This is a genomic window from Hyphomonas atlantica corrig. (assembly GCF_000682715.1).
GTDB classification, from domain to species: domain Bacteria; phylum Pseudomonadota; class Alphaproteobacteria; order Caulobacterales; family Hyphomonadaceae; genus Hyphomonas; species Hyphomonas atlantica.
Genome location: NZ_AWFH01000001.1, coordinates 131,107 through 154,695, shown reverse-complemented (window position 1 = coordinate 154,695; position 23,589 = coordinate 131,107). Strand labels below are relative to the sequence as shown.

Genomic DNA, 23,589 nt, shown 5'->3' with positions numbered 1-23,589 from the left:
GTCTTCCTTGGGTGGAATGTCAATTCCCGTTCGGCCTGATCGGGCTCGCGCAGGCGTGCCTCTTGCGATAGGGGCGGGGCGCTGCCACATGGGGACACCAATTCGAGGTGTCCTCCCATGACTGACGCAACCTACGCCGTCACCGATTTCGTCACGAACTTCCAGATCGTGGACCGTCCCATTCGCGGGCGCGCCGTTCGCATGGGCGAGGGCAGCCTGTCGGGCATCCTGCATCGGCATGACTATCCGAAGAATTTGGCCCGCATACTTGGCGAAGCCGTGACGCTTGCGACGCTGGTCGGCGCGTCCCTGAAATTCGAGGGGCGCCTTCTGGTGCAGGCCGAAGGCGATGGCCCGGTGTCCATGCTGGTCGGCGAGTATCGCTCTGATGGCGGTGTGCGCGGCTATGCCAAATTCGATGCCGAGGCCTGGGCCCATCTGGACAAGGTGAACAAGGGCGATGCCCCGCACATGCCCCAGCTGTTCGGCCCGAACGGACGGCTTGGCCTGATCATCATTCAGGACAATCCGGCGATCCAGCCCTATCAGGGCATCGTGCCGCTGTCGAAGGGCACGCTGAGCGAGTGCGCAGAAGACTATTTTGCCATGTCAGAACAAGTTCCGACGCGCCTGAAACTGTCCGTCGCCGAGCTGGACCGCAAGGATGGAAATCCGGTCTGGGTATCCGGCGGCATGATGGTGCAGCGGATCGCAGCAGATGAAACGCGCGGTGAAACCGAAGAGGCGTGGCGCGAAGCCGAAGCCCTGTTTGCAACGCTGACCGATGGTGAGCTGGCCGATGCGGACCTGCCGATGGAGCAGCTGCTCTACCGTTTGTTCCACGAACAGGGCGTCACGATGGAAACGCCGCAGGCGCTGGATGACCGTTGTACCTGCAATCAGGAACGGCTGGTCGAGACGCTGAAACAGATGCCGGATGACTCCCTGCGAGAGATGACCGAAGCGGATGGCACGCTGGGCATCGATTGCCAGTTCTGCAACCGGCACTACGACATCGCGATTGAGGATGTGACCGGCAATACGAATTAGGCTGGGAGGGCAACCTCCACAGTTTCGTGATTGCGAAGGCGCGCGGGCACTGGCAGAGGTGGCAGCCATGACTTTCAAATGGCTCCCCAATGCGCTGACCATTGCCCGCTGCGTCTTTGCCGGTTTCGTTCTGGTCGGCTTCTGGCAGGCGGGCAGCCTGGACCTGACGCTGACCGGCTTGTCGCCAGAGGAATTGTCTCGGCGGGCAACCCTGCAACAGCTCTGGTACCAGTTTGCGTTCCTGGCATTCCTCGCGGGAGCCATCACCGACTTCCTGGATGGCTGGCTGGCCCGGAAACTGGAGGCGCACAGCCGGTTCGGTGTGTGGCTGGACCCGATTGCCGACAAATTGCTGATTGCCGCAGCGCTGTTCGGGCTCGCGCTCGAATTCAGATCCTGGCTGATTTATGTGCCTGCAGCGATGATCATCGCGCGGGATGTGTTCATGACATGGTTCCGGGCAACGCCGCGCGGGCGCTCCGCGATTGTCCCGTCCAATCTGGCAAAGTGGAAAACCGGATTCGAGTTCGCGGCGATCATCGGCCTGATGCTGCCACTGGCCACGCTTCGCCCAAGTCTTGATGGCGACGTGGCGACGGGGTCCGATGTGCTGGCGATCGTGGCGATTGTGACCGTGGTTGGCCTGCTCTGGGTTGCAGCGGCGCTGTCCTGGTGGACGGCTGGGCAATACATGAAAGCTGCCGGATCGGGCTCACCTGACTAGACCCAAAGAAAAGGAACGCTGACTCAAGGGGGAGAAAGCCAGCGTTCCACACTCGGTCCGGAGCGGGAAGAGGGGGGACCCTGCTCCGACACGGGGCTCGTCTTGTAGTGGAATGCTCTGCGTTCCCATCCCACCACGATCAAGCAATAGGCGACGCGAGCAAAGGTTCCCTCAATCTGCGAATCTTTCCGCTGAACTGCAATTCCACGAAGTTTCCGACAATCTGCCCGCATTGAGACTCAATCCGCGCCGACAAGGTGTGCATGAGATCACGGCTCTCCCCCACGACCCGCCTGGTCATTGTTGCGCTGGCCGCTCTGGCTTTCCTGTGCCTACCGGCGCTGTTGGCAATGGCGGGGGCGTGACGGTTAAAGGGCCTTGCCCGACCAATAAGGTGACCGGGCCTGCCCCAGATAGAATTCTGCCAGCCTGAGCCGTGTGCCATTGGTCGTGCCGTCAGGGACATCATCAGGCGGGCACCAGCGGATTTCCGCAATCTCGGCCAGCGCCGTTGCCTTGCCTTGTGTCCAGATACCTGGGGGCACGTGATACAGCATGACGTGATCGTTCGGGAATGAGGCGTGGTTGGAATAAACGCCTGCCAGTACCGGCGCGCCATTCATCAGGATTCCCGCTTCTTCCTCGATTTCGCGCCGCAACGCCTCGACACAGGGCTCGTTCCGCTCGACCCCGCCGCCGGGCATGTGCCAGCCGGAAATGTAGGTATGGCGCACCAGAAGGATATGCCCGTCCTCATTCTCGACCAGTCCACGCACACCCATCGTCATGGGGCGGCGCAGGCGGGCATAGGCATGAAAAAGCCGGGTTCTGAGCCAGGACATGAGGTCTCCTTACGCCGTGGGAATTACAGGTGTAATGTGAAAAAACTCGCAAAGGGAATGCAAACTTCCTGAGAATTCGGGCTCGCCAAGCCCGGCAACGCACGCTAAGAGCGGTGCGAAAGCATGGAAATGCTCAAGAAAACAACAGCGAGACGGCGCCATGATCATCCATCCCTCTCTGATTGCCATTGCCGCAATTGTAATCGTATTCGGCATCCTGAACTTCATTGAATACAAGCGTCTCGACTAGGAGCGAGCCCGGCGCATGCCTGATTTTTCCCTGATCGCCGCCCTGATCGGGGGGCTCGTCATATTGGCGTTTGCGGGGGATTTCCTGGTAAGCGGCGCAGTCGCCGTGGCCGAACGGTTTGGCGTCTCCAAGCTGATCGCGGGTATCTTCATTGTCGGGTTCGGCACATCGGCCCCGGAAATGGTCGTGTCCCTGAATGCTGCGCTGGAAGACCGGGCCGGTCTCGCGCTGGGCAATATTGTCGGCTCCAACATTGCAAACATCTTCCTGGTGCTGGGCATCCCGGCGCTGATCATGCCGTTCGTGGCCGGCGGTCACGGGCAGGGACGCGCGCTGACGGCCATGCTGGTAGCGACGGTTGTCTGGATGTTGCTGACGGCGATGGGACCGCTGACCTTCCTGGGGGGCGTCCTGTTCCTGACCATTCTCGTGGCGTATTGTGTCATCACCTTCTACATGGCGCGCAAGGCCGTGGCGTCGGGCGAAGATCCCGGCATTGAGATTGAGGAACACGACCCGCTCAGCCTTGGCCGGTCGCTGGCCTATATCGTGCTCGGCATTGGGGGGCTCGTCCTCGGCGCGCATCTGATCATCGCGGGCGGTGTGGGCATCGCCGAATTCTATCACGTGCCTCAGGAATGGATCGGCCTGACCTTGCTGGCGTTCGGAACCTCCCTGCCTGAAATCGGCGCGGCCATCGCGGCGGCGCTGCGCCGGCATGGCGAAGTGGCCATCGGCAATGTGCTTGGTTCCAACGTGTTCAACATTCTCGGAGCGGGTGGAATCATCTCTCTCTTCGGGCCGATTGAGATTGCGCCGACTTTCACGCAATATGATCATTGGGTCATGGCCTTTGCGGCGCTGCTGATCGGCGGGTTCATCCTGACGCGCGCGCGCCTTGGCCGCCTGATGGGAGTGTTGATGCTGCTGATCTATGCCGCCTATATCTACGGCCTGATTCACGGGGTGAACCTGCTCGGCCTGTTCCAGAGCGCGCCGGCATGAAGCCGGGCGCGGCGCTGGTCACGGGCGCCGGGGCGCGGCTGGGCCGGGCCATGGCCGAAGCGCTGGGCGCTGATGGCTGGCAGGTAATCGTCCACTACAATTCCTCCGCTGACGGCGCAGAGGAAACCGCCAAGGCCATTCGTTCGGCCGGCGGGGACGCCGTCACAATGCAGGCTGACTTGTCGGATGAGGTGGCCACCGCCGAGCTGATCCTGCACGCTGCGGAGAAAGTCGGACAGCCCGTATCCCTGCTTGTGAACTCGGCCTCGGTCTTCGATGAGGACACGGTCTCCAGCCATACGCGGGAGAGCTGGGACAAGCACATGAATGCGAACCTCCGCGCGCCGATCCATCTGGCCCAGACCTTTGCGGATGCCCTGCCGAAAGGTGCGCCGGGCCTGATCGTCAATCTGATCGATCAGCGGGTCTGGAAGCTGACCCCGAATTTCTTCACCTACACGCTGTCCAAGGCCGCGCTCTGGCAGGCGACGAAAACCATGGCGCAGGCCCTGGCGCCAAACATCCGCGTCAACGCCATCGGGCCGGGGCCGACGCTGAAGTCGAAACATCAGAGTGAAGACGAGTTTGCAGCCGAGACCGCGGCCACGCTGACAGGGCAGGGCTCCAGCCCGGACGAGATCGTCAATGCGCTGCGATACCTGGTTTCAGCCAGCAGCGTCACCGGACAGATGATCGCCAGTGATGGCGGCCAGCACCTGATGTGGCAAACACCGGACACGCAGATCTGATGAATTTCTCCTCCGACACGTCTGCGCCCGCGCATCCGAAAGTGCTGGAAGCGGTGCTCGCCGCGAATTCCGGCCTCGAGTCGAGCTATGGCAATGACCGGGTGACAAGATGTTTGCGGGGCCAGTTGGCGACTGTGTTCGGTACAGACGATTTCGACTATTGGCTGACGGCGTCCGGCACGGCGTCGAATGCGCTGGCCTTGTCCTGCTTCTGCCCGCCGACTGGCGCAGTGCTGTGCCATGCCGGGGCCCATATCGCCGTGGATGAGCGCGGCGCGCCGGAATTCTTTTCCGGCGGAGGCAAGCTGCACCTGCTTCGCGGGCCGGATGGAAAGATCGGCCCTGCGCAGCTGGATGAGGCCCTGGCGCGCATCAATCATGACTTCGTGCATGAAACCCCAGCGCATGTCCTGTCCCTGACGAACCTCACCGAAAACGGTACGGCCTATAGCGTGGCAGAGGTGACGGATTATGCGGCCAGGGCGCATGCGTCGGATTTGATCGTGCATCTGGATGGCGCGCGTCTGGGCAATGCACTGGTCTCAACCGGAGCGAGCGCGGCGGAGATGAGCTGGCAAGCTGGCGTGGACGTGCTGACCTTCGGCCTGACCAAGACCGGGGCGATGGGGTGCGAGATCATCCTGTTGTTCGGCAAGGCGCGGGAAAAGAAACGCGAGCTGGAGGCGCGGGCGAAGCGGTCCGGCCACATGCCGCCCAAGATGCGGTACCTTTCCGCGCAGGCCGAGGCGATGCTGGCAGACGGCCTCTGGCTGGATCTGGCGGCGCAGGCAAACGGGATGGCCCGGAAGCTGGCCGATGGCCTGGTGGCGCGCGGTGTGTCTCTGGCGTTCGAGCCGCAGGGCAATGAAGTCTTCGCGATGCTGCCCGACGATCAGGTCACGGCGCTGCGCGCGGCGGGCGCGGTGTTCTATCCCTGGATGGGTGGCAGCCAGCGCTTCGTCTGTTCCTGGGCCACCGAGGACACAAAGATCGAGCGTTTCCTGAGCGTTCTGGACGCCTGACCCCCGCTTTTCCTGTCCGGACTGGACGGATGGGGCGACGCACGGCAAAGAGGGCCGGCTGGAATCTTCGGGAAGGGGTTTTTGTCCATCATGTCCAATCGCATCCGCGCGGCCATGCTCGCCGCTGTTTTCGCCACCACGACACTCTCTGCCTGTTCGACGGCCTATTATGGCGCGATGGAGCAGTTCGGATACCAGAAGCGGGATCTGCTGGTGTCGCGCGTGAACGAAGCATCGGACGCGCAGGCGGAGGCCAAGCAGGAATTCACCAATGCGCTGGCAGCGTTCCGCGATGTTGTGAATTTCGATGGCGGCGAACTCGAAGCCTCCTATGACTCCCTGAACCGGGCCTATGAACGGTCTGAAGCGAAGGCCGATCGGGTGCGTGACCGGATCAAGGACATGAAAGCCGTCTCCCGCGACCTGTTCGTGGAATGGCGCAAGGAGCTGGAAGAATATTCCGATCCCGGCCTGCGCCGCGCCTCGGCGGACCAGCTGGAAGCCACGCGAGAGCGCTATTCCGTGCTGGTCGACAAGATGGACCGGGCGGCGGCTTCGATGGATCCGGTCCTGGCCGTGTTCAAGGATCGCGTCCTGTTCCTGAAACACAATCTGAACGCCCGGGCGATTGCCGCCTTGGGGGATGAGACGCGCGACATTGAAACCGATGTGGCGGCCCTGATTGCCGAAATGGAGCGCTCGATTGCCGAGGCGGATGCCTTCATCGCGGAGATGCAGGCAGGAACCGTGTAACAAGCTGCACGTTTGACGCCAATCAAGGCGCTTTTCCGGGAACCGAATTTCAGAACACGCGTTTCTGTCACGTCTCTGGCAGGGGCAGATTTGCCGTGTTCTGCTCATTCCGGCTTAGCCCGGGATTCGGGATTGAGGGGACCATGAAGTCAATCCCGGGCTTCGTCTTCGGACGGGGCGAGCAGATCCCCACTGCCACATCCTCATCTTCGGACATGGCCATGCGAAACGCTTTTGACGGCGTGAAGCGCCACGGCGCAGCGCGGCGCTCTGCCAGGGTGTCGCCAATCGCGACGATGTGGACATTTCCGTTCCTGTCAATTCCGGTCAGGAAAGATGCCCGCGCGCCTTTCACAGCGCGGACATACAGGCGCAGCATGACCAGCTGCAGCCAGATCCAGACGCGAAAGCGCTGGAGGTGCGGTGGCAATTGCGCAGGAGGGGCAAGCAGGCCAGTCATGCGGTCAGGATACACCGGATTTTCAGGAGGGGGATAAAGTTCCTGTCCGGATCAATGCGCGCTGCAGGATGCGACCGGAATTCAGGGGGACAAGGCGTGTATGGACCGGTGAACGACACAATCGTCGCCTGTCGCCAGATGTTGCGCTATGGTGTCGTCCGTGGTGCCGGGGTGCGCCTTGAGGAGGAAATGAGATGACATTTGTCGATGGGTTTCTGGCGGCGGTGCCAGTGGCGAACAAGGCGGCCTATCTGGAACAGGCGAAGATGATGTCGGGCATGATGAAAGAGCTTGGCGCGCTGAGCGTGATGGAATGCTGGGGCGTCGATGTGCCGGAGGGCAAGAAGACGTCCATGCATTTGGCCGTCGCGCGCGAGGAGGGGGAGGGCATTGTCCTGTCCTTCGTGACCTGGCCCTCGAAAGAGGTGCGGGATGCGGCTTGGGCGAAGATGGAAGCAGACGAACGCATGCAGGGCATGTCCATGCCGTTTGATGGCTCGCGGCTGATTCATGGCGGGTTCGAGGCGATGCTGGAGGCTTAGGGGCGAAATGTCCAAGCTGCCGCCTTGCGGTATGGGCAGCAGCCTTCGCTTGCGCTTCAGGCCTTTTCTTCCTGCATTCGATCCTCGATCGAATGATGACGCGAAGCGTCACCGGGGTGTAGCCCTTGCTTACGCTGCGGGCCTTTTTCCCCTCAACTCGATCCTCGATCGAATTGTCGCGCTTTGCGCGACCGGGGAAAAAGACCAGACGGCCTGTAAGCCGGGTTCTGTTCGCCTGATTGCTCAGGTCTGGCAGCCATTCCTCTGGGATGCCTGTTGCCAGGCACCTCACGCGACACACCCGGGGCGCGGGCGGAAAACGGCCCATGCGCGCCCCCTATTCGGTCTTGCTCCGGGCGGGGTTTACCGTGCCGGTCCTGTCGCCAGTCCCGCGGTGGGCTCTTACCCCACCCTTTCACCCTTACCGCTCCATGAAGAAGCGGCGGTTTGCTTTCTGTGGCACTTTCCCTCGGCTCGCGCCGGGCGGCCATTAGCCGTCGCCCTGTTTCCCTGGAGCCCGGACTTTCCTCCAGTGCACAGTTACCCGCGCACCAGCGGCTGCCCGGCCGTCTGGTCAAGGAGCGGTATATAAGGGCAAACGCGGCCCGGCGCCAGTCGGGGAAGCTGCGCCGGGTCGGTCGATTAGGCGTTGATGAAGGCCAGCAGATCCGGATTGAGGATGTCGGCATTGACCGTCAGCATGCCGTGCGACAGGCCGGGATAGACCTTGAGTGTGCCATTGGGCAGTAGTTCGACCGCCCTCAGGGCCGAGTTGGCAATGGGAACGATCTGGTCGTCATCGCCATGCAGGACGAGCGTCGGCACGGTCATCGCCTTGAGATCTTCAGTCTGGTCGGTCTCGGAAAAGGCCTTGATGCCTTCATAATGGGCCTTGGCGCTGCCCATCATGCCCTGGCGCCACCAATTCTGGATCACGCCCTCCTGCGGGGCTGCGCTGTCCCGGTTGAAACCGTAGAAGGGACCGGAGGGCACATCTCGGAAGAATTGCGCGCGATTGGCGGCCAATGCGGCCCGGAAGCCGTCAAACACGTCCAGCGGCAATCCATCCGGATTGGCCGGGGTCTTCAGCATCAGGGGCGGCACGGCGGCCACCAGCACGGCCTTCGCCACGCGCCCGCTGGGCACGCCATGTTTCGCGACATAGCGAGCCACCTCGCCTCCGCCGGTTGAATGGCCGATATGGATCGCATTCTTCAGGTCCAGATGCTCAACGACGGCAAAGGCGTCACTGGCATAATGGTCCATGTCATGTCCGCTACTGACCTGATCGGATCGGCCATGGCCCCGGCGGTCATGCGCGACGACGCGATAGCCCTTGTTGACGAAATAGAGCATCTGGGCGTCCCAATCGTCGGAGGACAGCGGCCAGCCATGATGAAACATGATCGGCTGGGCATCGTGTGGGCCCCAATCCTTGAAGAAAATCCGTGTACCATCTTTAGCGGTTGCAAAGGACTCGGTGGTCATGACTGTATCTCCTGTGACGGGTGGGGCGGAATGCGCGGGGGTCTGGCAGCCGGACGTCATGGCGAGGGGAGCGGTGAGCGCTGCCCCGCTGATCGCGGCGCCGCCGGACAGGGCATCGCGGCGCGAAATTCCGGCAGTGGACTGTTTGGAATGGGGCATGTTCGATCACCTCGCGGGAAACTGGCTGGCGAGCGACTAACTAGTTTGCAAATGCGACACGCTGTAGTCTGATAATGTGATAGGCTGGCATATAGGATTCCGATATAATGCATCTTGGGGATGTAGCCGTCTTCGTTCTGGCGCATGATCGCGGCAGCCTGGCGTCTGCGGCGCGGCATCTGGGCATTTCTCCGATGATCGCCTCGCGCCGGCTGTCATCCCTGGAAGACGAACTGAGTGTTCGGTTGATCCATCGGACCACGCGGGCTCTGTCGCTAACAGCGGAAGGCGAGGCGTTCCTGCCTCATGCGCAGGCGATGCTTGAAGGTGAGGCGCATGCCCGTGCTTCTGTCGCCCCGGCTTCGGCCAACGCGACCGGATTGCTGCGCGTGACCGCGTCCGCGCCATTCGGACGGAAAGTGATATCGCCCATGTTGCCCGGTTTTCTGGCGGCTCATCCGAACCTGCGTGTGGACCTACTGCTCACGGACAGCCTGATCGACATTGTGGCGAATGGACTGGACCTAGCCATTCGGATCGCGAACCTGCACGACAGCACATTGGTGGCGCGCAGGCTGGCGGACAGTCCGCGTGTCCTGTGCGCTTCGCCCGACTATATTGCCCGCCATGGCCGGGTGCAGACGGTCGATGGTCTGGCAAGACATGAATGTCTTGTCCTGACGGGGACAACGCACTGGAAATTTACCGGGCCTGAAGGCGGTTTCCGTCAGCGGGTATCAGGCCGACTGACGTCAAACACGCTGGAAGCCCTGCATCAGGCTTGTCTTGACGGGATGGGCGTGGCGATCCTGTCAGGCTGGAGCGTGCGGGATGATCTGGAGGCCGGACGCCTCGTCGCCATGGCATGCGAGTCTGTCCATCCTGTTCCGGTGGATATCTGGGCTGTCTATCCGACCAATCGGCTCGTTCCGCCCAAGGTGCATTTGTTCATTGCTGCCCTGAAAGAGGCGCTTGCGCCGATCGAGGCCTGACACGGACGAGGGCGCGCCAGTCATGCGTCAGTCGCCGGCGAAATCGGGGGTGCGTTTTTCGAGGAAGGCGCGGATGGCTTCGGCCTGGTCATGGGACTGGCTGGTCAGCAGGAACTGGTCGCGGTCCATATAGCTGGTCGCGTGGGCCAGTGGCTGGGCGGCTGTGTCGATGGCCTGTTTCGTCATGCGCAGCGCGATCGGGGGCAGGGCGGCATAATCACGGGCAAGGTCTGTCGCGGTGCTGAGCGCTTTGCCGGGCGGGGTCATTTCGTCCACAAGGCCCCAGTCCAGCGCGGTCTGCGCGGTCAGCTTGCGACCCAGCATGATCAGCTGTTTCGCGCGCGACGGCCCCATCAGCGCAACAAGGCGCGGCACGGACCGCCAGCTCATATTCATGCCGAGCGGCACTTCCGGCAGGCGAAAATAGGCCGTATCCGCACAGATGCGATGGTCGCAGGCGGCGACAAGGGCAAGGCCGCCGCCAATGCAGAAGCCTTCAATGGCGGCCACGGTCACCTGTTCAAGATCGGCCCAGGCCTGGCACATGTCCGGGCCGAGCTTCAAGGCGCTGCGTTGTTCCAGCAGGGTCATCTCGCCCCGGTCCTTGCGGTCAGGGTCTTTCAGGTCTGCGCCGGCGGAAAAGACGGCCGCGCCGGTCAGCACAATGGCAGAGCTCGTATCGTCATCGGCCAGCGCGCGGGCAACATCGCGAAGTTCGGTCATGCCCTGAACGGAGAGTGCGTTCAGCCCGTCGCCGCGGTCATAGGTGACGGTGACGAGGCGGCCTGCGCGCTCCAGCGTGATGAAGTCGCTGAAGCGTTCTGTAATTGGTGAGTCCGGCATGTTCCCTCCCGTCCGGTGTCTTGTTGGAGGCAGGATCAGGCGGCGAGCGGCGTGAAGTCAACCATGCGTCAGGAGAGCAGCTGCCGACCCATCATTTCTGACAACAGGGCATCGCGCTCTTTCTTGGAGAGATTGCTGAAATTCAGGGGGCGTTCGGCCCGGCCGGAAACGATGAGGTCGGCCAGCCCGTGCGCCGTCGCCCAGGACGCCATGATGAGTTTCATCGCGCCCGGATCATCCGGCGGGTTCTCTCCGACAACGCTGCGCACACCGGATTGCAGCTTTTCGTAAGCGGCGATGGAGGCGTCTCCCAGATCCGGCACGGTGCGGTCAGGTTTCTCCGACGTGAACATCAATCGGAACAGGGCCGGGTTTTCCAGCGCGAAGTCGATATAGCCGAGGCCTGCCGCGATCTGCTGCGCATGCGCGTCGCCGCCTGCCTCAGCCTGGCGGATCTCCTGCGCTTCGACCAGTCGCCGGAATCCAGAGGCGGCCAGGGCGGTGAGCAGGCCTTTCGCATCCTTGAAATGGTGCGCGGGTGCGCCGTGGCTGACGCCGGCCCGTTTGGCAACAGCACGCAGGGAGAAGGATTCGATGCCATTCTCCGCCAGCTCTGCCTCAGCAGCGCGCAAGAGCGCCATTTTCAGGTCGCCATGATGGTAGCGGTCTTTCGAGGCGCGGCGCGAAGCGGTCTTTGATGCGGTCATGTGCTTACCATAATTCATAACTTGACACTGTCTAGATGTTTTGACTAAAGGAAAATCTAGACAGTGACAAGATAGATGGGTCTGTGATGTTGAAATGGATTGTTCGAATTGGTCTGGCGCTTTGCGCGATTGCTCTCGTGGGCATGGTGTCGACCTATGTCTTCATCGATCGCGAGCTGAACCGGATGTATGGGGCCTTTGTCAAAGTGGCCGAGCCTGACCTGCCGCCACCGGGGCCGGATGCCTATGCGCTGGTGGATGTGAACGTGCTGTCGCCGGAGGGGGATGCCTTCGTGCCGGGGCAGGCGGTCGTGGTGGATGCAGGCCTGATCCGGTCTGTCATGCCCGCAGATTCCGTGCCGGCGGGGCTGGAGACGGTCGACGGGCAGGGGCGCTATCTGATCCCCGGCCTGACGGATTCCCATATCCATCTCTGGCAAAGCGAGAATGACCTTCTGGTATATGTCGCCAATGGCGTGACACAGGTGCGCGACATGAACACGGTGCCGGTCAATCTGCGCTGGCGGGCGGAGATTGAAGACGGCCGGATCGGGCCGGACATCTTCGCTGTCGCGCCGCAATTTGCGACCTTCGGACCGATGGAGGGCGCCTTTGTCGGCTGGACCCAGCGCAAAACCATCGTGCGTACGGACGACCAAGTGCACGATGCCGTGAAGGATTTCGCGGCCAAGGGATATGACGCGCTGAAGTCGAGCAGCTATCTCGACAAGGCCGGCTATGAGGCGATGAGCGAGGCGACCCGCGCGCAGGGCATCAAACTGGTCGGGCATTTGCCGATTGCCGTCGGTCTGAATGACCTCTGGGCGTCGAACCAGAGCGAAGTGGCGCATGTTGAAGAGTTCGTGAAGGCTCTGGACCGGGAGTTTGGCGGGTACGGACCTGACGAGGCGGAGGCCTTCCTCGAATATGTCCGGGAGCGGAGCGACGAGGTGGCAGGCCGCATGATCGAACATGGCATCTCCGTGACCTCCACGATGGAACTGGTTGACAGTTTCCAGCGCCAGAAGCTGGACTTGCACACGGAACTCGATGCCGCGGAGCTCGCCTACGAGAACCCCGGCATTGCCGAAGGCACGGTGATTACCTCGCGCGGGATGGGGTGGATGCCGGAGGTGAACATCTATCGCTGGCCTGACCAGTGGGATGATGATCGCAAGGCCCGCAGCCGGATCTATTGGCAGGCCTATGCCGAAGCGCAGCACATCCTGTTCGACACATTCCGTGAGGCGGGTGTACCGATCATGGCGGGGACGGATGCCAATGTGCCGGTGCGTGTGCCGGGCTTCTCCCTGCATGAGGAATTCCTCGCACTGCAGGAGGCCGGGATGAGCCCGGCGCAAATCCTGGCGTCGGCAACGTCCGTGCCGTCTGACTATATGGGCACGAATGCCGGGCGTATCCAAGCCGGGCGAGAGGCAGATCTTGTTCTGCTGCGCGACAATCCCCTTGAGGACATTGCCGCGACGCAGGAGATCGACATGGTCGTGTTGGATGGCCGCCGTCTGGATCGCGCCGCGCTGGACGGGCTGCTGGAGTCGGTGAAAGCCGCCAATGATGAGAGCCGGAAGGTTCCGCTGGAGCAATTCTAGGGTCCCATCGCCCAACGTCAGGGCTGTGCAGAACAAGGGCGGCTGGTATAGCTGTCCCTATGTTCGATATTGAAAGTTACGACTCGATGATGGCAGCGCTGGGCGCGCTGGCACCGGAATTGGCCGAGCGGGCCGCCGAGATGGAAGAGGTGCGCCGCCTGCCAGCAGACCTTGCGGAAAAGATGGCGCGGGCCGGGGCGTTCCGCATGATGACGCCAAAAACCTATGGCGGGCTGGAGCTGTCGGCGCGGGAATTCGTTGAGGGCGTGGAGCGAATCGCGCGGGCCAATGCGAGCGCGGGATGGTGTTCCATGATCGCCTGCACGACGTCCATGAATGCGGCCTACATGGCGCCGGACATGGCGGCGGAGATCTATGCCTCGCCGATGACGATCACAGGCGGCGTGTTCGCGCCGATGGGCCGGGCCGAGGTGGAAGGCGATGGCTATCGCGTCACCGGCCGTTGGCAGTGGGGCTCCGGATCGGCCAATTGCAGCTGGCTGGCCGGGGGCTGCATGGTGTTCGAGAATGGTGAGATGAAGCGGCTGCCCTCCGGCGCGCCGGACCAGCGGATGATGGTCTTCCCGGCAAGCGATGCGACGCTGCACGATACCTGGCATGTCATGGGCCTGAAGGGGACGGGCAGCGGTGACCTGTCCGTGGACGGTATTTTTGTGCCGAAGGCGCGCTCAGTGTCCCTGGTCACGGATACGCCGCACGAGACCGGGCCGCTCTATACGTTCCCGCCCTTTGGCTTGTTGTCACTGGGCGTGTCGGCGGTGGCGATGGGCAATGCGCGGGCCAGCCTTGATGCGTTCAAGGAGCTGGCCGCCGGAAAGAAAAGCCAGGGCAGCAAGAAGACGCTGGCCGAGCGCCAGACCATTCAGGCCGCGTTTGCGGAGGCCGAAGCGAAATGGCGGGCCGCCCGCGCCTACATGATGGCAGAGCTGGACGAGACCTGGAGTGTGGCGCGTGACGTGAAGCCCGGCGAGGGCATTCCGGTGGAGCGCCGGGCGGCTCTGCGCATGGCGTGTACGCACATGACGCGCACCGGCGCGGATATCTGCCGCGCGCTGTATGACCTTGGCGGCGGCGCGGCCCTGTTTGAAGCCTCTGACCTTCAGCGCCGGTTCCGGGACTCCCACGCCATGACGCAGCACATTGTGACGGCGCCTGCGACATGGGAGCTGACCGGCCGTTTGCTGCTGGACCTGCCGACCGAAGCCGGAATGGTGTGAGCACGGCGCGCGCCCTCAGCCATTCGGGAAGATCAGCGGCTCTGATTTGTCTCGGATCAGGTCGATGAGGTCTTCGTCCATATACTGATAATCGTCCGGAATATCGAGCACGTGCAGCCGCTTGTAGGCGACCTCCTGGCGGAAGTCTGCGCGCAGGCGGTTGGCATGCTTGTCTTCCATGACAAGGATCACGTCAGCCCAGCGGATATCGCCCACTGAAACCTGCCGACGGGCGGACTTCGCCGTGCCGGCAGACCGGGTGGCCACGCCGTCCACGCGCGCGAAAACGGCCTCGCCCGTGGGGCTGCGCCATTGGTTCTTCGAGCAGATGAAGAGCACGTTGACCGGTTCGATGTCTGCCATCAGTTTCTTCCATTCCTTTGGCGGCCAGATTTTTCCGAGCTGGCGTGCACGATGCAGCTTGTTATGCCGCAGATACAGCAGTTTCCAGTTCTTTTCCTCAAAGCCACGATGGGTCGGCGCGCGCTTGCGGTCGCCATGCTTGCGAGCGGCCACGCGTCGCGCAGCCCGGTTTTCGGGGTGTGTCATTTGCTTGTCCTCGATTGTGCGGGTCAGCAGCCGCGGCAATACGAGGAATAGGCGCGTCATAGCCCGGAACAGGGCATTTCGGCAAGATGGGCAGGCGAAATCTCCCATGCAGGCTGGGAGCGGCCGGCAAATTGCCCCATATAGAAAGCGTCGCGAAGGAGGCCGCATGCTGAACTGGATCAAATCCCTGCCAGTGCCCGCGCCGATCCGGCATTGGGTGTTTGCGCCGCTCTGGTGCGCCATTGTCCGCCTGTCCAAGCCGGAAGTGCGGATCGTGACCGGGGGCATCAGCTTTTACGCGCTGTTCTCCATCTTTCCGATTGTCTATCTGACGCTGACCTTGCTGTTCGCGCTGTTGCCGGCGGATCTCAGCCGCCAGTTGGGCGATACGGTGGACCAGGTTCTGGTGTCGGCGGTTGCGCCGCTGAGCAAGGCTGATCTCGACGTGATCCATGAGTCCACGCCGCAGGGCGTCACCTTCCGGGCGTTGCTGGCAGTGATCGTCGTGTTCTACACGGCCAGCTCCGGGGCGAAGGCGGCCATCACCGGTATCCGCATGGTGGCGGGCAGTGAGCGACGGACACGGATTATCCGCTTTCAGGGCGTTTCGATCCTGATGACCGCTCTGCTCATCCTGTCCGTCTGGATCCTGGGCGCGTTGCAGCTGATCCTGTCCCTGATCACCGAGCGTGATGGTTACATTGCCTATGATGTGGCGCAGACGATTTCTGACATTGCCTCAACGCTGTGGCTGGGGAAGGGGCTCGCCTGTTTCGCAGTCTTTTACCTGATCATCGCCCTGTCCCTGCATGGGCGTATCTCCGGCAACCGGGCCAAGGCGATGGGCGCGGCGGCAGGCGCTCTGGCCTGGCTGGTCGCAACCTGGGGGTATCACCTCTACCTGAAGTTCAGTTCGCTCGACACATTCTATGGCGCGCTGGCCTCGGTCATCCTCGGCTTCATCTGGCTGTCGGTTTCGGTGTCATCGCTCTTGTTCGGCGCGGCATTGGCGGTTGAGTGGGCTGCACGCATGCAACGGGAAGAGGTGATTGCGGAGCTAGACGAGGAAGACCTCGATGCGCCAGCTGATCAGGCCGCAAACAATGCGTGAATGACGCCGATGCGGCGCAGCGTGGTCAAATCCGCCTGACCGGTGACTTGTTCTGGCAGCCAGCGGCGCTGGAAGGCGGTGACCACGTTCTCGCAGGTCTCGCCATAGATGTCTGTCACGTCGAAGCCATAGCCGATTTCTGACAGCATGGTCTGGAGACGCCAGACGCTGGAGCCGGACGCGCCGCGTTCGAGCCCCTTGCCGATGACCTCCTTCGTCGTGCCGTCGAAATCCGGCCAGAGGCTGATGCCGGCGCGGGCGAGGCGCTCCCACGGGAAGTGTTCGCCGGGATCCTGCTTGCGCAGGGGGGCGATGTCGGAATGGCCGAGAATGCGCGTGGCGGGGATGGCATGGCGGCCGAGAATGTCGTGGACGAGATCCAGCACGGCATGGATCTGCGGTCGGGGATAGGGCGGCAGGCCGCCATCCGGCGCGCGGAAATCATGCCCGCCATTGACGATCTCTATGCCGATGGAGCGGGAGTTCAGATCCTGCTGTCCCTGCCAGCTGGCGACGCCTGCATGCCAGGCGCGCTTGTCCTCTTCGACGAGCTGCGTGATGCGGCCATCTTCCCAGACCATGTAGTGCGCAGAGACTTCTGCCTTCGAATCGCACATGCGCTCCAGCGCGTCTTCCCCCGTCGCCATGCCGGTATAGTGCAGCACCAGCATGTCGAGCGGGTGCTTGCGCTCGTTGAAGTTCGGGCTGGCGACGTGTTCGATCTGCATCAGCTGCCTCCGGAGCCGAGCTTCTTGATAATGGCCGCGTCCGGCAGGGTCTTGTTCTGGCGGACTGCGATGACGAGCACACCGCTCAGCGAAATGACCGATCCGAGCACCAGCCGGGCGGAAATCGGCTCGTTCAGCAGGATGATGCCGAAGACCACACCCCAGATTGGCGTCATCAGGGTCAATGGGGTCAGGAGGGATATGTCGTACTTCTTGATGAGAGAATAGAACCCGCCATGCCCGAAGATCGACACGCCGACCACAGCGAACAGCCAGGCAAGCCCGAATTGCCAGCCGCCGCGCATAACGGATTCCAGCTGACCAGTCTCCAGCAGGCCGGACGTGATGAAGAGCGGTGCAAAGCTGAACAGGCCAACCCAGGCCTGCAGGCGAAGCGCCTTGATCGGGGGGAGCCGCTTCATCAGGATTCCGCCCACCGAGCCCACAAAGGCCGCAACGACGATGTAGATGAGGCCGATCGAGATTGAGAAACTGGACGGATCAAAGGCGATCAGCACGACGCCCGCAAAGGACAGCATGATGCCGAGCCCCCTGCGCCAACCAATCTTTTCGCCAAGGAACGCCATGCTCATCAGGGTCGAGAAGGGCGCGCCGAGCTGTCCTGTGATGGACGCTGCGGACGCCTCTGCGCTCTGCAGGCCGATAAACAACAGGGAGAAATGCACCGCGCCGATGAACATGGCGATGAGAAACAGCATTTTCAGGTCTTCAGGCTTCGGCCTCAGGAACATGACCAGTAGCGCGGCGACGCCTGCAAAACGCGTGGCCGCAAAGAAGATGGGCGGCACGCCGACATCGGCGACGACCCAGCGTGTGAAGACGATATTTAGGCCCCAGACGAGGCAGACGGCAAAGAGAAGGACGAAATCGCGAAATGACATATTCTGGGCGTTAGCAGGATTTATCCGGACTGGGCAGGGGAAATAGAACTTTCCTTTGCGTCGTTTTCGACTGCTTCAAAAATGACCATGTTCAGCTTTCAGTCAGGTGGGGACTGCGAGGGAACGGAAGGCTGCGCGATGCGCTAAACAAACGTTAAGAAGCTGTTATAGTCATTGGCAGGTGGAAGGCGGGGCCGATCCGGACCTGTTATCAGGAGGTGTGGTTGAATGGGACTGATCTGGTGGATATTGCCAGCAATCGCGGCCGTGATTGGCCTGATGCTGCTGTTTGCGGGCTTCGGAAAACTGGCAAAACTGAAAGCGGGTTCCGGGGCGTTCCGGCTGACCTTCGGGGTCGCATTTCTGGCGCTGGCGGGCGTCGTGGCCTTTGCGGGCTTGAATCTGCAGACTTATCAGCGCCTGACCAAGGAACGCTATGCAGCGAACATCAAGTTTGAAGCCGTTGAAGGCGAAGAGAACGCCTATGTGCTGGACCTGACCTTCTCGGATGGCCGCAAGCTGCTTGAAGAGAATGGCGCCCAGCCGATCCTGCGTGGCAATGAATTCGAAATCGGCGCGCAGGTGATCAAGTTCAAACCCATGGCCAATATGCTTGGCTATGACTCGATCTACCGCCTCGACTTCATCGAAGGCCGCCTGTCGCGCCGGTTCACGCCGGAAGCGGTGACCGAGGCGACGACGAATGGAATCGCGCTGGCCGCCAATCCCGGCTTCGACGTGCACCGCATGGCACAGGAGCAGGGCGGGCGGTTTGGCATTGATGCGCAATACGGCTCAGCCACCTACCAGCCGATGGGCGACGGGTTCGAGTATGTGGTGAACATCTCTCAGGACGCATTGATTGCGCGCCCCAGCGAAGCGACGAAGGTGTTGATCCAGAAACAGCGCTATCCGGGTTACAGCTCGACGCAGGAGTCTTCCCAGTGAACCCGTGGGACCGTTACGTTGTCCCGCACCTGGTCTCGTGCGCTTGCCAGACGAAGCCGATCATGAAGCAGCGTGAGAAGGTGGTGCCGCAGGCAAGCGGCCGCGTTCTGGAGATCGGGTCAGGGTCCGGCACGAATTTCGCGCTGTATGATGCCAGCAAGATTGACCATCTTTACGCGCTGGAGCCATCCGAAGTTATGCTGGACAAGGCGCGGCGAGCCGCTGGCAGCCTTGGCATTGGACACCATATTGACTTTCTCCAGACCGGCGCGGAATCCATTCCGCTCGAAGACAATTCGATCGACACAGTCGTGATCACCTTTGTGCTCTGCACCATCCCGGATTGGGAAGCGGCGCTGAAGGAAGTCCGCCGTGTGCTGAAGCCCGGCGGGAAGATCCTGTTCTCTGAACACGGTCTCGCGCCAGATGAAGGCGTCGCGAAATGGCAGCGCCGGATCGAGCCGATCTGGAAGCCCCTGGCGGGCGGCTGTCACCTGACGCGCGATACTGAGGCCATGCTGGCGACGGCGGGGTTCCGACTGGACGAAGCTGAAACCATGTATCTGCCATCGACGCCCAAGATTGCTGGCTTTGTCAGCTGGGGCAGCGCCGTCGCGGTGTAGAACACGGGCGTGCGACAGCCTCCCTACCTGCCTTTCCTGGATGGTCCACCCGGCATTGCGCCGGGGCTGAAGCCAATCGCGCCGGAAGCCTGGTTGCTGCCGGATACAGAGGCCGGGTCATGGCTCACCGAAAAACGCGCCCTGATGCGGGAGCAGCGCGATGCCGTGTTCGCGGCGCGCGATGCGGATGCGGAGATGGCAGAAGTGGCGGAGGCCGTGCTGGCCGTGGCCGGCCCTGCGCGCGATGACTGGCCCACGGCGCTGGAGGCGGCATCTTCCACCGTGTCAGATGATCTCTGCGTGATGATCCGCAGCGAAGACGGGCTATGGCGATTGAGAGCCGCCAGCCTGTGCGCGCCGACCTATTGGCGCTTGTCTGAAAAGTTCGAGCAGCCGCTCGGCGGCCTGCACAGCCCGGTGCCCGGCGGCGATCCCGGACTGGCAAAGCGCATCTCACGCATCTTTGACGGCCTGCGCCCGGATTTCATCCTTGAGCGGTGCAATTGGTCGGTCCAGCCGGGCAAGGCGCGGTTCACGCCCAGCTCTGCGCCCCTGAAGGAAATGGCGGCGGAGATGGCCGAGGCGGATGCGCTGGACCAGCTTCATCTTCGGGTGGAGCGCCAGACGATCCGCAAGATGCCGGAGACAGGCGCGGTGCTGTTCACCATTCGCGTGGTGAATGATCCGCTGCGGGCCGCGCTGGCCACGCCGGGCCATATCGACGCCTTTGCCGATGCGTGGGCGCGGGTTGATCCTGACATGTATCGCTACAAGGGCTGGCAGCTGTATGACCGGCTGATCGGCGCAGCACTGGACGCTGCCCGGAATCCCGTTAGTTCCTGATGTGACAGAAAAGACGAGGCAGGACCGATGAAATACTGGCTGTTCAAATCCGAACCCGACGCCTGGAGCTGGGACGAGCAAAAGGCCAAGGGCGATGAGGGCGAAGAGTGGAACGGCATCCGCAATTACCAGGCCCGCAATTTCATGCGCGACATGAAGATCGGCGACCGCGCTTTCTTCTATCATTCAAACAAGGGGCTGGAAGTGGTTGGCGTGGTGGAGATCTGCGCCGAGAGCGCGCCGGATTCCACGACCGATGATCCGCGCTGGGACTGCGTACACGTCAAGGCGTTGGCCGACATGCCCAAGCCTGTGAAGCTGAAGGATGTGAAGGCCAATCCGAAGCTGGAAGATATGAGCCTTGTGACCTCGTTCCGCCTGTCGGTGCAGCCGGTGAAGGCGAATGAGTGGAAAGAGGTCTGCCGCATGGGCGGTCTGGACCCCAAGACGCTGAAGCCCGTTTGAGGCCGCTTGAAAAAAGCTCGAAAAAGCGTCTGGCGCAAAAAATGTTAGCGTGCAACAATGCGCATCGATAAGGGGCGTTTTGATCCATTTCGCCCCGTGAGAAACGTCACAGGGAGAACGGCATGGCTATGCGTCGGCATGGAATACTCAACAAATTCAACCTATTAGGTGCTGTGGCCTCTGTCGCATTGCTTGCGGGCTGCGCGACGGCCCCGGCCGAGGAAGCCCAGGCAGACCTTGTCGAAGCGCCGGTCGAGGCGACGCCACAGATTCCGCCCTATATGGACGCCTCCCTCAGCCCGGAAGCGCGGGCGAAAGACCTCGTCAGCCGCATGACGCTGGAGGAAAAAGCCAGCCAGATGTATGACAAGGCCGCTGCCATTCCGCGCCTTGGCATACATGAGTATAATTGGTGGAACGAGGCGCTGCACGGCGTCGCGCGCGCAGGCCACGCCACGGTTTTCCCACAGGCCATCGGCATGGCAGCCACCTGGGATGAAGACCTGATGCTGGATGTGGCCACCGTCATCTCTGATGAGGGTCGCGCCAAGCATCACTATTACGCCTCTGAAGATGTCTACGCCATGTATGGCGGCCTGACCTTCTGGTCTCCGAACATCAACATCTTCCGCGATCCGCGCTGGGGCAGGGGACAGGAGACCTATGGGGAAGATCCGTTCCTGACAGGCCGCATGGCCGTGAATTTCATCAGCGGCATTCAGGGCGATGACGAGAAATACCTGAAGGCGATCGCGACCGTGAAGCATTACGCTGTGCATTCCGGGCCGGAGCCGTCGCGCCACCGCGATGACTATCACGCATCTGATGCCGACCTCTGGGAAACCTATCTGCCGGCCTTCAAGATGGCGTTCGATGAGACCGATGTCGGCTCTGTCATGTGCGCGTACAATGCTGTCTGGGGCGCACCAGCCTGTGGCAGTGAACGCCTGATGGTCGACCTGTTGCGCGATGAGCTGAAGTTTGACGGCTATGTCGTCTCTGATTGCGGCGCGATTGGTGACTTCTACTATGATGAGGAAAAGCATGCAGCGGGTGAAGCGCCGTATGCGGCACATGATTATGTGAACACACGCGCCGAAGCGGCCGCGCTCGCCGTGAAGATGGGCACGGACCTCAATTGTGGTGATGGCGAAGGCAACAAGATGGACGCCCTGCCAGACGCCGTGGCGCAAGGCCTGATCGATGAGGCGACCATCGACCAGTCGGTTGAGCGGCTTTACACCGCCCTGTTCCGCCTTGGCATGTATGATGACCCTGCCGATGTGCACTGGGCGCAGACACCGCACGAGGTCGTGGCCAGTGAGCCGCACATCAACTTGTCTGCAGATGCTGCGCGTCAGTCCCTCGTCCTGCTGAAGAATGATGGCATTCTGCCCCTTGCAGCGGATACAAAAGTTGCCGTGATTGGTCCGAATGCCGACAATTGGTGGACGCTGGTTGCCAATTATTATGGTCGCCCGACGCAGCCCGTCACGGCGCTGGAGGGCATCAAGGCAAAGATCGGCGAAGAGAATGTCACCTATGCGGTGGGATCTACCATCGCTGGCGACAATTACTCGGACTACAAGCCTGTGCCAGCATCGGTGCTCTTCCACGAAGACGCGGATGGCAATCTCGTGTCCGGCGTGAAGGCGGCCTATTACGACAACAAGGAGCTCGAAGGCGCACCGACGCTGGAGCAGGTCGAATCGAACATCGATTTCTACTGGGATCGTACGCCCAGCACGGGCGGTCTGAATGATGAGTTCAGCGCAACCTGGGAAGGTGTGATCGTTCCGGAGACGGATGGTGTCTATCGCTTCCAGCCCTCACGCTGGACCGAGGTGACCATCAATGGCGAAACCGTCGGCGAGATGGACAATGTCGAGATGCAGGCCGGCGAATCCTACGCTGTCCGCATGGTGCTGAAGTTCGACAGTGGCTGGCCGCGCGATCAGCTGGACAAGTATGCCTATCTCAACTGGACGGATGTTTCGCGCGATCTTGAAGCCGAAGCCCTGGCGGCAACCGAAGGCGCGGATGTGATCCTGTTCTTCGGCGGCATCGATGCCAATCTGGAAGGCGAGGAGATGGGCGTGGAGCTGGACGGCTTCCTTGGTGGTGACCGTACGCACATCAAGCTGCCGGAAAGCCAGGAAAAGCTGCTGAAGAAACTCCACGCCACGGGCAAGCCGGTCGTGATGGTGAACTTCTCAGGCTCCGCCATAGCGCTGAACTGGGAAGATGAGAACCTGCCGGCCATCGTGCAGGCCTTCTATCCGGGCGAGCAGGCCGGCAAGGCAATCGCCGAATTGCTCTGGGGCGATTTCTCGCCGTCTGGCCGTTTGCCGGTAACGTTCTACAAGTCAGTCGACGATTTGCCGGACTTCCTCGATTATTCGATGGCGAACCGGACCTACAAATACTTTGAGGGTGAGCCGCTCTACGCGTTCGGGCATGGCCTGTCCTACACCGACTTCACCTATGGTGGCTTGTCGGTGCCGGACACGCATGATGCGTCCGAGCCGCTGACGGTCAGCGCAACGGTGACGAATTCCGGCGACATGGCGGGCAAGGAAGTGGTGCAGGCCTACATCCAGCATCAGGACCGCGCGCATGAGGGTGTACCGCGCATTGAACTGGTCGCCTTTGACGTGGTGGAGCTGGCACCGGGCGAGAGCGCGGAGATTCAGTTCGATCTCTCGCCAGACCGGATCGGCTATTACGACACCGACGGCAATCCGGTGACGCCAGAAGGCAGCACGGCAATTCTCTCAATTGGTGCCGGCCAGCCTGGCTTCGTGAGCGATGAAGATGCCCTGACAGCTGAAGTGACGTTCACATCCGCCGAATAGGCGACACCCAATTCTATCCGGAAAGGGCCTGCCATCACGGTGGGCCCTTTTGTCCAAATGGCCATGTTTGTGTGCAAGAAAGCCTGAAATGGAAAAGACGATCATGGAGCCAGACAGGGTGTCTGTCTCCA

Annotated in this window: 25 protein-coding genes and 1 other RNA gene; 17 read left to right on the top strand and 9 right to left on the bottom strand. The window is 61.8% G+C overall.

The window, feature by feature from the left end:
• Nucleotides 1-117: 117 nt before the first annotated feature.
• Both HY36_RS00795 and HY36_RS00790 read left to right on the top strand, forming a co-directional pair.
• Entirely contained in the window at nt 118-1,050 is a 933-nt protein-coding gene (locus HY36_RS00795; RefSeq protein ID WP_035546983.1) for an Hsp33 family molecular chaperone HslO, read from the top strand.
• A 67-nt stretch (nt 1,051-1,117) separates the two neighbouring features.
• Nucleotides 1,118-1,774, top strand: coding sequence for a CDP-alcohol phosphatidyltransferase family protein (locus HY36_RS00790; RefSeq protein WP_035546979.1), 657 nt, complete (start codon nt 1,118-1,120; stop codon nt 1,772-1,774).
• A gap of 368 nt (nt 1,775-2,142) precedes the next feature.
• Here the strand turns inward: HY36_RS00790 and HY36_RS00785 are convergent, their stop codons facing one another.
• Nucleotides 2,143-2,616, bottom strand: a complete 474-nt coding sequence (locus HY36_RS00785) for an NUDIX domain-containing protein (RefSeq protein ID WP_035546977.1) — start codon at nt 2,614-2,616, stop codon at nt 2,143-2,145.
• 265 nt (nt 2,617-2,881) lie between these two features.
• Between HY36_RS00785 and HY36_RS00780 the strand changes: the two genes are divergently transcribed.
• From HY36_RS00780 to HY36_RS00765, 4 genes are all read left to right on the top strand, one after another.
• Nucleotides 2,882-3,871, top strand: a complete 990-nt coding sequence (locus tag HY36_RS00780; RefSeq protein ID WP_035546972.1) for a calcium/sodium antiporter — start codon at nt 2,882-2,884, stop codon at nt 3,869-3,871.
• Nucleotides 3,868-4,620, top strand: coding sequence for an SDR family oxidoreductase (locus HY36_RS00775; RefSeq protein ID WP_035546967.1), 753 nt, complete (start codon nt 3,868-3,870; stop codon nt 4,618-4,620). Before HY36_RS00780 ends, HY36_RS00775 begins: the two co-directional genes overlap by 4 nt.
• Nucleotides 4,620-5,642: a threonine aldolase family protein gene (locus HY36_RS00770; protein WP_035546964.1), complete on the top strand. Its 1,023-nt coding sequence runs from the start codon at nt 4,620-4,622 to the stop codon at nt 5,640-5,642. Before HY36_RS00775 ends, HY36_RS00770 begins: the two co-directional genes overlap by 1 nt.
• Nucleotides 5,643-5,732: 90 nt before the next feature.
• A complete protein-coding gene (locus tag HY36_RS00765; RefSeq protein WP_035546962.1) occupies nt 5,733-6,395 on the top strand; it encodes a DUF2959 domain-containing protein in 663 nt (220 codons plus the stop codon).
• 67 nt (nt 6,396-6,462) lie between these two features.
• On the opposite strand, the gene HY36_RS00760 is transcribed toward HY36_RS00765, so the two are convergent.
• Nucleotides 6,463-6,855, bottom strand: coding sequence for a hypothetical protein (locus HY36_RS00760; protein WP_035546958.1), 393 nt, complete (start codon nt 6,853-6,855; stop codon nt 6,463-6,465).
• A gap of 194 nt (nt 6,856-7,049) precedes the next feature.
• Between HY36_RS00760 and HY36_RS00755 the strand changes: the two genes are divergently transcribed.
• Entirely contained in the window at nt 7,050-7,397 is a 348-nt protein-coding gene (locus HY36_RS00755) for a DUF1428 domain-containing protein (protein ID WP_035546954.1), read from the top strand.
• A gap of 200 nt (nt 7,398-7,597) precedes the next feature.
• Here HY36_RS00755 and rnpB read toward each other — a convergent pair.
• Nucleotides 7,598-7,971, bottom strand: an RNA gene (gene rnpB / locus HY36_RS17610) — RNase P RNA component class A.
• Between the two features lie 68 nt (nt 7,972-8,039).
• On the bottom strand, nt 8,040-8,885 hold the full coding sequence (locus HY36_RS00750) for an alpha/beta fold hydrolase (RefSeq protein ID WP_035546951.1): 846 nt from the start codon (nt 8,883-8,885) through the stop codon (nt 8,040-8,042).
• Between HY36_RS00750 and HY36_RS18625 the strand changes: the two genes are divergently transcribed.
• The gene (locus tag HY36_RS18625) at nt 8,884-9,084 is read left to right on the top strand and encodes a hypothetical protein (RefSeq protein WP_035546947.1); all 201 of its coding nucleotides are present in this window, start codon (nt 8,884-8,886) and stop codon (nt 9,082-9,084) included. The genes HY36_RS00750 and HY36_RS18625 overlap by 2 nt on opposite strands.
• 67 nt (nt 9,085-9,151) lie before the next feature.
• On the top strand, nt 9,152-10,036 hold the full coding sequence (locus tag HY36_RS00740) for a LysR family transcriptional regulator (protein ID WP_035546944.1): 885 nt from the start codon (nt 9,152-9,154) through the stop codon (nt 10,034-10,036).
• Nucleotides 10,037-10,063: 27 nt separating this feature from the next.
• Here HY36_RS00740 and HY36_RS00735 read toward each other — a convergent pair whose 3' ends face one another.
• Both HY36_RS00735 and HY36_RS00730 read right to left on the bottom strand, forming a co-directional pair.
• A complete protein-coding gene (locus HY36_RS00735; protein WP_035546941.1) occupies nt 10,064-10,879 on the bottom strand; it encodes an enoyl-CoA hydratase/isomerase family protein in 816 nt (271 codons plus the stop codon).
• A 68-nt stretch (nt 10,880-10,947) separates the two neighbouring features.
• Nucleotides 10,948-11,604 (bottom strand): TetR/AcrR family transcriptional regulator, encoded by a 657-nt coding sequence (locus tag HY36_RS00730; RefSeq protein WP_206741131.1) that lies wholly within the window; start codon nt 11,602-11,604, stop codon nt 10,948-10,950.
• Between the two features lie 68 nt (nt 11,605-11,672).
• Between HY36_RS00730 and HY36_RS00725 the strand changes: the two genes are divergently transcribed.
• Together HY36_RS00725 and HY36_RS00720 are read left to right on the top strand one after the other, a co-directional pair.
• Nucleotides 11,673-13,196, top strand: a complete 1,524-nt coding sequence (locus tag HY36_RS00725) for an amidohydrolase family protein (RefSeq protein ID WP_035546939.1) — start codon at nt 11,673-11,675, stop codon at nt 13,194-13,196.
• A 59-nt stretch (nt 13,197-13,255) separates the two neighbouring features.
• Nucleotides 13,256-14,434, top strand: a complete 1,179-nt coding sequence (locus HY36_RS00720; RefSeq protein ID WP_035546935.1) for an acyl-CoA dehydrogenase family protein — start codon at nt 13,256-13,258, stop codon at nt 14,432-14,434.
• Between the two features lie 15 nt (nt 14,435-14,449).
• On the opposite strand, the gene HY36_RS18700 is transcribed toward HY36_RS00720, so the two are convergent.
• Nucleotides 14,450-15,043 carry a low molecular weight protein tyrosine phosphatase family protein gene (locus tag HY36_RS18700; protein WP_241764106.1) on the bottom strand — a complete coding sequence of 198 codons (594 nt, stop codon included), beginning with the start codon at nt 15,041-15,043 and terminating at the stop codon, nt 14,450-14,452.
• A 106-nt stretch (nt 15,044-15,149) separates the two neighbouring features.
• Between HY36_RS18700 and HY36_RS00710 the strand changes: the two genes are divergently transcribed.
• On the top strand, nt 15,150-16,094 hold the full coding sequence (locus HY36_RS00710; RefSeq protein WP_035548130.1) for a YhjD/YihY/BrkB family envelope integrity protein: 945 nt from the start codon (nt 15,150-15,152) through the stop codon (nt 16,092-16,094).
• Here HY36_RS00710 and HY36_RS00705 read toward each other — a convergent pair.
• Together HY36_RS00705 and HY36_RS00700 are read right to left on the bottom strand one after the other, a co-directional pair.
• Nucleotides 16,073-16,822, bottom strand: coding sequence for a peptidoglycan recognition protein family protein (locus HY36_RS00705; RefSeq protein WP_035546931.1), 750 nt, complete (start codon nt 16,820-16,822; stop codon nt 16,073-16,075). The genes HY36_RS00710 and HY36_RS00705 overlap by 22 nt on opposite strands.
• Complete coding sequence (locus tag HY36_RS00700; protein WP_035546927.1) at nt 16,822-17,724, bottom strand: DMT family transporter; 903 nt, start codon at nt 17,722-17,724, stop codon at nt 16,822-16,824. Before HY36_RS00700 ends, HY36_RS00705 begins: the two co-directional genes overlap by 1 nt.
• Before the next feature lie 228 nt (nt 17,725-17,952).
• Between HY36_RS00700 and HY36_RS17515 the strand changes: the two genes are divergently transcribed.
• From HY36_RS17515 to HY36_RS00675, 5 genes are all read left to right on the top strand, one after another.
• Nucleotides 17,953-18,672, top strand: coding sequence for a hypothetical protein (locus HY36_RS17515; RefSeq protein ID WP_051602368.1), 720 nt, complete (start codon nt 17,953-17,955; stop codon nt 18,670-18,672).
• A gap of 62 nt (nt 18,673-18,734) precedes the next feature.
• On the top strand, nt 18,735-19,295 hold the full coding sequence (locus HY36_RS00690) for a class I SAM-dependent methyltransferase (RefSeq protein WP_241764105.1): 561 nt from the start codon (nt 18,735-18,737) through the stop codon (nt 19,293-19,295).
• Nucleotides 19,296-19,304: 9 nt separating this feature from the next.
• Entirely contained in the window at nt 19,305-20,138 is an 834-nt protein-coding gene (locus tag HY36_RS00685) for a heme-dependent oxidative N-demethylase family protein (protein ID WP_051602367.1), read from the top strand.
• 27 nt (nt 20,139-20,165) lie between these two features.
• A complete protein-coding gene (locus tag HY36_RS00680; protein WP_035546921.1) occupies nt 20,166-20,603 on the top strand; it encodes an EVE domain-containing protein in 438 nt (145 codons plus the stop codon).
• Between the two features lie 122 nt (nt 20,604-20,725).
• Nucleotides 20,726-23,458: a glycoside hydrolase family 3 C-terminal domain-containing protein gene (locus HY36_RS00675; RefSeq protein ID WP_241764104.1), complete on the top strand. Its 2,733-nt coding sequence runs from the start codon at nt 20,726-20,728 to the stop codon at nt 23,456-23,458.
• Nucleotides 23,459-23,589: the final 131 nt, after the last annotated feature.